This window comes from Rhizobacter sp. (assembly GCA_021153565.1).
GTDB lineage: Bacteria > Pseudomonadota > Gammaproteobacteria > Burkholderiales > Burkholderiaceae_C > Albitalea.
In genome coordinates this window covers 1-7,733 of record JAJKJU010000294.1, presented here as the reverse complement: position 1 = coordinate 7,733, position 7,733 = coordinate 1, and the positions used below count along the sequence as shown (strand labels likewise).

Below are 7,733 nucleotides of genomic sequence, written 5' to 3'. Positions count from 1 at the left end.
GACCATCAAGGCCAACGCCCGCGGCTTCCGTAGCTTCGACAACTTCCGCATCCGCATCCTGTTCTTCTGCGGCAAGCTCGATCTCATGCCTGCCAGTACCCAGTCCCACTGAAATCAACGAAGAGCCCAATTTTTTGATTACGTGACACAAAATGATTGCTAGTCATTAAACTAGCTCAAATCCATTGACCCCCGGGTGGGATTCGAACCCACAAATGACAGCCCTGCGAAGAACGTCTCTCATCCAATGAGCCGGGGGATTGATCGGTAGCCACGCCCGACAGTGAAAACTGCTCGGGCGTGTGTCTATGTTGCCTCCATCCACTACATCTGGGGTGTCGCTTAAGGGTGTGCACTATCAATAGCGTACAGCACATCGCACTGTTAACAGAACACCCCAGAACCACGTCAAATGGAAGTACCAAAGTGAAGCTCAAGCAGCCCCAACGCACCAAGGACATCCTGTTTCGCGCGTGGATGACCGCCAGCCGTGTGAACGTCGTGATGTCGCCGCGTCTCGCTGGCAAGGCCACGATCAATCAAGCGCTGCCCGCGGTATTGACATCGCCCACTGCGGACCCGCATGGTGGGTGGTGTGGGGGCTGGGGGCTAGATACCCCCGGCTACCCGATTAGGTCTCACAGAGTAGCCACAAGCTGTTGGATTGCTGACGCCTTCCATACCAAGCCGAGGTCCGACTCACCGCTAATTCGACCACTGTAGATGCCGATGAACCTCCACACCGGCCCAGTGAATGCGGTTGCTCCGCCACCAACCATTGCGAGCATGCCTCCGCTGCGATACGCGATGACCGGAGAGCCCGACTGGCCCTGCCGGGTACGGCAGTCAACAAGCTGAATAGGTAGGTTGTTGAAGTCCACATCTGGTTCCGAGGCAAGAAAGCCAGTAGCCCAGACACCGAATGCGCCACCGGCTGCAACCCCGAAGGGGAAACCGATGACGCTCACTGGATCCGCAGGACCGACAAAGATGTTCGGACCAGGGTTCCCCGCGTCGTATGGAAATAGATCGACGTCAACTAGATCCGTAAGCGACAGCGCAACGAAGTCAACCGCAGCACCGAGCGTTGGATGCTCGTGCCACCGCGGAGCTGCGCCCGCATATAACGGCTCGCTCTTCAGAACCCACTGACTGAGACTCCCCTTGCGGTTGTGAACCACAACCAAGTGAGTCGGAATACCCCCGGTCGGTGAAAGCGGCGCCCCTGTGTCCTGGCGTCGACCAGTGACGTTGTGTCGATTGGTCAAGAGATGAGGGCCGCTTGCCGCTTGGACGACAAATGCAGTTCCCGTGGAGAGAGGCGTACCGTTGACCTGCATCTCGATGAGCAGCGACTGAACCGAGGGTTGCGCGATCTGTGCCATGAGATGAGACCTAAGGGCTATTCGTTGGGCCTCATTCTGTGTCGCCTCCCTCTTCGAGTCCACCATCCGTTCGTTGAATCAGGCGCCGAGCGACCGATTGCCGTAATCCGCTGGAAATCTCAGCCACGTCCGGTGCTGGGGGAGGCTTGTACTCAGAAGACGGAATCAATGAATTAGGCGTCGTGCGAGTCCATCACTCTTTGCTGCTCCAGATTGCCTTGCCTGGACCCGTGGTACCCGGAAACTGCCAACCCGTACAGGTGACGGTACTGATGACCATACAAGCAAGGTCAGTAGTGCCGCGTTGGATCTGCTGAAGAAATGACTTGTTCACCGGAGTGTCGAAGACTTCTTTCTGCCTATTGACGAAGGACGGCACTGTTGCACCGTTGTGATCTGGTAGCCCCCAAGATCCATGACAGATGACGTTTCTAATGCTTGAGACCTTTCGCAGATCCTCTAGCAACTGTTCGAAGTTCTCAACCTTTGCGCCACCGTGATCGCGGACAGAGTTTCCATAGGTATTGATTAAGTTTCCGAGCGGATCTGCAAGAGCCTTCTCTAGCTTGGGAAGCCATGCCTTGTAGGCCTCTTCAATTTCTGCTTCTTTGTAGGGAGTTGTGGCCGTTAAGGCGAATATCGCCTTAGACAGCGCGTCTTCGAGAAATCCGAAGGTGGCAACTGCACGACCCAATGCCTCCCAGAATTCGGGATCGTGCAGGTGCGTAGGGAATTTGTCCGGCAACGCGTCGCGGTTTATGACGTGACCCGCATTGGGTTCGCGCTCCATGTTCTGCTTCCTTCTAGACAAGATGGCTTCGTGAACTCGGGCGGCCCGTCCCCTGCAGCATCGTAGGTTGCACGCCGAGGCGTGCCGAGCTACACCAATGCACCGGACCGATAGTCGGTCGGGTCGTTTCGACGTTACAAGGAGATGAGCCATGAACCAATCTATCACGACCCTGTACGTGGTTGAGCGCTTTTCCCCCTGGGGATACCGCACAGGCGAGCGCGGCCTTCGTGCCTCGGCGATCGCGCTGGCGTAAGGGCTGGGGGCTGGGGGCTAGATACCCCTGGCCACCCGATTAGGCCCCGCTTTGCAAAGACGCGGCCTACTCTTGCGGGGCATCTCGCACGACCAGGCCATGATGTTTCTCGAGATACCAGAGAATCTTCTCCAGTCCCGCCATGACATCAAGTTGGTTAGCACCGAAAGCGTAGTACCCGCTGCGTACCATTTCATCAGTGGCCGTCGGCGGAATGACTGAATCTCGCACCTTCGTCGTGCTTCCATCGGCGGCTCGAAGCATGATGGGGTAGCGAAAGCTTCTTCCCTCTGCTTCGCGCACACCGCCCGGGCCATAGTTTTGGATGTTCGCGTTGTAGCACTCGCTCCCAAGAAGGCTCTCCATTTGGAGAAGAGTTTGGCGTCTGGCTTTGGACAATGACTGTGGCATTGGTGCTCCATGCTGAGGGGCCGAACGAGCTATCGGGCGCAGTTTTGATGAATATCGTCGCGGCGTGCGACCGAACTCCGGAGCATGGCACCAGCAATCCAAGCGTCTGGATCCTCAAGTACAGAGCGCAGTTCTTCGAGAATGTCCGGAACTGCTCCGGGAAGAAGAGTTGCCATGAATTCCTCCTTTTTCGGTTCGTTCGGACTATTCGTAGTGCGACCACATGCGCAGTACACGCACCGTGCGTTCCTTCTGAAATACTTCGTAGACGAGACGGTGCTGGATGTTGATTCGGCGCGAATAGGCTCCGTCAAGATCTCCCACAAGCTTCTCGTAGGCGGGCGGGTTCTGAAATGGATCGATGGCCAAGACTTCGAGGAGCTCTTGAGCCTTCTCCTTCAGGCCAGCAGCCGAGAGCTTCTTGGCGTCCTTCAATGCGTGCTTGGCATATACGACGACCCACTTCACCAAACAACCGCCTTTGCACTCTTGCCCAGGGGCTCAGCCATACCCTTCTTGATAGACTCTCGCATGCCCGGAACCGACAAAAGGTAAAGGGTCTCCTGAATGGCTTGCCAATCCTCGGCCGAAACCAAGACCGCGCTACTGCGCTTGCCGGAAATCAATATGGGTTGATGGGACTCAGAAGCCTGGTCGATCAGTCGATACAGATCGGCACGCGCCTCGCTAGCGGTGATGGGTGTGATCATGGCGTTCTCCTATTGCCCGGTAGCGTACGTTAAAACGTACATCATATCAATGGCGATGTGCGGGGCGGAGAGGCGGCCAACGTGATATCGGGCGCAGTTTTGATGGATACCGTCGCCGGGTGCGCGCTCAAGTCACGGTCGAGATGCACGTACCGCGCGCCGCCCGAACTCCGCGACGACTGCAGCCGCGCAGGCCGCATCTCGACTGACTTTGGATCATGGCAACCCGAAAGACCGCACCGAAGACGACCGCGCACCGGCGAAGCCGATAACCACCTCCTCGCCTGAGAAGCGCGAACTCACCGAGAAAGAAGCGCTGTTCGTCGCTGAGTACATGGTCGACCTGAACGCGACTCAGGCCTACCTGCGCTCACACCCGGGCGTCGCCTACAGCACCGCATCGACCAACGGCATTCGCCTGCTTGGATACGCTTGGATTCAGGATGCTATTGCTGCCCAGCGCGCAAAGACGTTTGGCCGGCTGGAAATCACCCGAGAGCATGTCTTGCTTGAAGCGGCTCGCCTTGCGTTCTTCGACCCGCGGCGCATGTACCGGGCGGATGGCTCGCCCATCCCCATCAACGAACTGGACGACGACACGGCGGCTTGCATCTGGGATGGAAGTGCTGTACCAGTACGAGGCGCCAGGCGAGGACCGCGTGTTTGTCGGTCAGATGAAGAAGTACAAGGTGATCGACAAGAACCCGGCTGTTGAGCGCCTTATCAAACACATCGGCCTGTTCGAGAAGGACAACAGCCAGAAGACCCAGACGCTCGCCGACGCGTTCAGCCAGTTCATCGGGCAGCTTCACGGTTCAGGCGCGGGCAAGCTGCCCATCGTTCCGTGCAGCAGCAGCCCACTCCTCAGGTGCCCCCTCGCCTCACTCTTACGAATCGCGCTCGGTACAGCAATCCGCGTCGCCGCTGAACGCGCCATCACCGGACCTCAATCCGCGCGACCCTGCCGCTGACCCGTGCTATTTGGCGCTCATGGACTCAGCGGGGTTCAGCCCCTCCCCTTCGGAGAATTACCCGCGCGCCCCGGCCTCGCTACTGGAAGAAGCACCTCCCTGCTCCGGCGAGTCCCCGTCGGCCAAGGCGGCCACATGGTTCTTTGTCAATGCGGCCAAGTACTTCTGCCGCCACCAGTGCAGGTCTTGGCGTTCGACATTCTCGACCTGCTTGGCGTGCCTTCGCTGGCGCTCGTCGAGAGGCATGGTCAGGGCACGTGCATAGGCCTTGGCCGCTGCCTCCTTGTCCTTGGGCGGCACCAGGAGCGACTGGCTCAGTTGAGCCGCCGCGCCCGCGCCGGTAGACAGCACGAGGACCCCAGGATCCTCCGGCTGCTGCGCGGCGACGTATTCCTTGGCCACCAGGTTCATGCCGTCCGCCACCGGCGTGACCAAGCCGACCTGGCTCATCCGGTAGATTTCCGGCAGCGCGCCGCGGTCCACCGATTCATTGAAGTACATCACCGGCTTCCAGTCGCCGGTGGCGAACTCGGCATTGATCTCGTCCGCCAGCTTCTGGGTCTTTTCGCTCAGGCGCGCGTAGGCAGGGACGGCTTCACGCGTAGGTGCCGCGATCTGGACCATGGTGACGTGATTGCACAGCTGCGGTTGATCTTGCAGCAGTTTCTTGAAAGCCTTCAAGCGCCCCGGCACATCCTTTGTGTAGTCCAGCCGGTCAACCCCGACCATGAGCATGCGTTTGCCCGCTTGCGCGCGGACTTGGTCGAGGACCTTCTGCGAATCTGGGCTGGGCACGAGTTCCTTCAGGTTTTCGACGTCGATGCCAATGGGAAACGCCTGGACCACGGCCTTCTTGCCAAAAGCATCCAGTTCCGGCCCCTCATCGACGAGCCGGCCCACCCCCTCCGTCTCGGCATACAAGCGCAGATTCTCCACGTCCTTGGGACTTTGCATGCCGATGAGGTCGTAGGACATCAAGGCCTCCATCAACTCCCTGTGCTGCGGGATTTGCTTGATGACCTCTGGCGAGGGAAGCGGTATGTGATTGAAAAACCCGATCCTCTGCTTGCATCCCAGCTCGCGCAGCTCCTGCGCGAATGGAATGAGATGGTAGTCATGGATCCACAGGACGTCGTTTTCCTTGAGCATGGGCGCCAGCTGCGACGCCATCATGCGATTGACTTCCTTGTAGGCCTTGAAGTACGCCGGATTCAGGTCGGCCCATTTCACCTTGTCGTGGAACACCGGCCAGATCACGGAATTCGAGAAGCCCGTGTAGTAGCCATCGTGCTGCTCCGTGCTCAGGTCCACCTGCGCGAGTGTCGTGCGGCCGAAGGACTGGGTCCTGACCATGGCGGGTGCCGGGTCGCTGGTCGTTTTGTTGCTCCAGCCGAACCACAAGGCGGCACTGTCGTGCATCATTTCCCCTAGGGCGACCGCGAGTCCGCCGGCGGCAGGTTTCTTAGGATCGACCATGCGATTCGACACCACGACAAGACGCCGGTCATGGCCCAGCGTCTCAGATACATCGGACCGCGATCGCCGCAGCTCCGGTCGATGCTGCGCCGAGGATCTGCGAGGCGGAGCAGTCTGCAGACGCGCCAGTTGCGGATGCAATGGCGGGCGGGACGGGCCAGCCGTTTGAGGGGCCTGGCCCCGATGGTCTTCCCGCTCAGGCGATGCGGGAGGAGAAGCTTTGCTCTTGCCGACAGAATTCATCTGTCTCCTTAAAAGTAGAAGGTTGAATCCTAAGTAGGCACCGACTCTCCCGCTTCGGAAAGGCCAACATTTGCGCAGCGAAACGAAATAGCAGGCCGCTTAAATACTGACGGCGTGGCCAAGAGGGCATCGGCCGCGTGTGCCGGGTCCTCCGCGACTTCGTCGACCTTCGTGTTCTGTTGCATCGTTCTTAACGCCTCTGGTGACGGCTGCGGAGCATCTGAGTGGCTCGCGACACTGCGATGGGAAAAAGAAGCAGCCCGAGCGCGGGCGTCTTCTTGCTTGGACGCGTCGGCCGGTTGCCCCACTGCGCCAGGGCTGCGCTACCGAAGCGGCCAATGGCCACGCTGAACGTGGTGTGCCACGTCCGGGGAACGGCAGTCAATCACAGGGCGCGTCCAGACAAGAGTCGAACCCAGGTCGGGGCCTATAACTCTGCAATGCACCACAGCAACCCCGCCATTCGACCTGGCACGCGGGCCGCGGATCCGCGGGGGGATGCTGCGTCTGGCGCCGCACGAGAACGTCCTGCTGGTCGCTCCAGGTCCTCCAAGCGCAGGTCCAAACCGCCCAAGCGCAGATGGCCTTTGGTCGCATGCGTCGTGCTCATCGCCCTCAGCGCCCTCGTGTTCTTACGCCTTGTGCAGGGACCCAATCCGTTGAAGGTGCAGGTCGCGGTCGCCGCGCAGCGCGAGATTACATCGTCGATTCTGGCCTCGGGCGTGCTCGCATACGAGAGCCAAGTCACGCTCGTCTCTGAAGTGCTCGGTCGCGTCAACAGCATCCTCGTGAAGGAGGGCGACCAGGTGACGCGCGGGCAGCTCGTGATGCAACTCGATGCCGAGACCCCGCGCGCGGAAGTCGGGCAGCTGCAGGCGAGCCGCGAGCAGTCTCTGCTGGGCGTGCAGCGCCAGCGCGTGCAGCTCGAGGCCGCGCGCACTCGTGTCGAGCGCAACACGAAGCTGCACAAGCTCGGCCTGGTCGAACCGACAAAGTACGAGGAACTGGCGACGCAGCTCGACCTCGCCGAACTCGAGCTGCGCAACAGCCAGAAGGCCGTGGAACAGGTCGATGCGCAGCTCGAGCAGTCGCGCCAGCGTCTGGCGCGAACCGCCATCCGCGCGCCAATCGATGGCCGCGTCATCCAGCTCAACATCCGCCCCGGTGAGACTGCCGTCCCCAGTGCCATGAATGTCGCCGGCGGCAGCCTCATGGTCATCGCCGACACGCGCGGGCTATTCGCCGATGTGAGCGTTGACGAGGGCGACATCGCACGAGTCGCGCGCGGCCAAGCCGCCACGATCGTGCCAGTGGCCTACCCAGACCAGCCCTTGACTGGCGTCGTCGACAGCGTGGCGCTCACGCCCAAGGCGCCGGCGGCGGCGGGCCAGGGCCAGGGCCGCAGCTATGCGGTGCGCGTGCGGCTCGCCGCGCAGAGCCCCGCAGCTTTCAAGCCCGGCATGAGCGCACGTGTCGAAATCAGCGTCAGCG

General features: G+C 60.4%; 9 protein-coding genes. 3 read left to right on the top strand and 6 right to left on the bottom strand.

The genetic code is table 11. The features are described from left to right. Nucleotides 1-638 precede the first annotated feature (638 nt). The 5 genes from AC30NL_RS18520 to AC30NL_RS18500 all read right to left on the bottom strand — a co-directional run bounded on the left by AC30NL_RS18520 (nt 639) and on the right by AC30NL_RS18500 (nt 3,552). Nucleotides 639-1,385, bottom strand: a complete 747-nt coding sequence (locus AC30NL_RS18520; RefSeq protein ID WP_489465459.1) for a trypsin-like peptidase domain-containing protein — start codon at nt 1,383-1,385, stop codon at nt 639-641. A 193-nt stretch (nt 1,386-1,578) separates the two neighbouring features. Then, nucleotides 1,579-2,175, bottom strand: coding sequence for a hypothetical protein (locus AC30NL_RS18515; RefSeq protein ID WP_489465458.1), 597 nt, complete (start codon nt 2,173-2,175; stop codon nt 1,579-1,581). Nucleotides 2,176-2,497: 322 nt separating this feature from the next. After that, nucleotides 2,498-2,842 carry a hypothetical protein gene (locus AC30NL_RS18510; protein ID WP_489465457.1) on the bottom strand — a complete coding sequence of 115 codons (345 nt, stop codon included), beginning with the start codon at nt 2,840-2,842 and terminating at the stop codon, nt 2,498-2,500. A gap of 204 nt (nt 2,843-3,046) precedes the next feature. After that, nucleotides 3,047-3,310: a Txe/YoeB family addiction module toxin gene (locus tag AC30NL_RS18505; RefSeq protein ID WP_489465456.1), complete on the bottom strand. Its 264-nt coding sequence runs from the start codon at nt 3,308-3,310 to the stop codon at nt 3,047-3,049. Next, a complete protein-coding gene (locus AC30NL_RS18500; protein ID WP_489465455.1) occupies nt 3,307-3,552 on the bottom strand; it encodes a type II toxin-antitoxin system Phd/YefM family antitoxin in 246 nt (81 codons plus the stop codon). Before AC30NL_RS18500 ends, AC30NL_RS18505 begins: the two co-directional genes overlap by 4 nt. A gap of 334 nt (nt 3,553-3,886) precedes the next feature. Between AC30NL_RS18500 and AC30NL_RS18495 the strand changes: the two genes are divergently transcribed. Continuing rightward, nucleotides 3,887-4,267 (top strand): terminase small subunit, encoded by a 381-nt coding sequence (locus AC30NL_RS18495; RefSeq protein WP_489465460.1) that lies wholly within the window; start codon nt 3,887-3,889, stop codon nt 4,265-4,267. Further along, a complete protein-coding gene (locus AC30NL_RS18490; RefSeq protein WP_489465461.1) occupies nt 4,170-4,523 on the top strand; it encodes a hypothetical protein in 354 nt (117 codons plus the stop codon). The genes AC30NL_RS18495 and AC30NL_RS18490 overlap by 98 nt, the downstream gene beginning before the upstream one ends. Before the next feature lie 57 nt (nt 4,524-4,580). On the opposite strand, the gene AC30NL_RS18485 is transcribed toward AC30NL_RS18490, so the two are convergent. After that, nucleotides 4,581-5,999 (bottom strand): alpha,alpha-trehalose-phosphate synthase (UDP-forming), encoded by a 1,419-nt coding sequence (locus AC30NL_RS18485; protein ID WP_489465454.1) that lies wholly within the window; start codon nt 5,997-5,999, stop codon nt 4,581-4,583. Nucleotides 6,000-6,844: 845 nt separating this feature from the next. Between AC30NL_RS18485 and AC30NL_RS18480 the strand changes: the two genes are divergently transcribed. Continuing rightward, the coding region (locus tag AC30NL_RS18480; protein WP_489465453.1) for an efflux RND transporter periplasmic adaptor subunit at nt 6,845-7,733 on the top strand (889 nt) is incomplete at its 3' end.

Excerpts from the sequence above, each read along its gene's own strand:
- AC30NL_RS18500 (WP_489465455.1), bottom strand. The coding sequence starts at position 3,552 with ATGATCACACCCATCACCGCTAGCGAGGCGCGTGCCGATCTGTATCGA.
- AC30NL_RS18485 (WP_489465454.1), bottom strand. The coding sequence starts at position 5,999 with ATGGTCGATCCTAAGAAACCTGCCGCCGGCGGACTCGCGGTCGCCCTA.
- AC30NL_RS18515 (WP_489465458.1), bottom strand. The coding sequence starts at position 2,175 with ATGGAGCGCGAACCCAATGCGGGTCACGTCATAAACCGCGACGCGTTG.
- AC30NL_RS18490 (WP_489465461.1), top strand. The coding sequence starts at position 4,170 with ATGGAAGTGCTGTACCAGTACGAGGCGCCAGGCGAGGACCGCGTGTTT.
- AC30NL_RS18510 (WP_489465457.1), bottom strand. The coding sequence starts at position 2,842 with ATGCCACAGTCATTGTCCAAAGCCAGACGCCAAACTCTTCTCCAAATG.
- AC30NL_RS18495 (WP_489465460.1), top strand. The coding sequence starts at position 3,887 with ATGGTCGACCTGAACGCGACTCAGGCCTACCTGCGCTCACACCCGGGC.
- AC30NL_RS18520 (WP_489465459.1), bottom strand. The coding sequence starts at position 1,385 with ATGGCACAGATCGCGCAACCCTCGGTTCAGTCGCTGCTCATCGAGATG.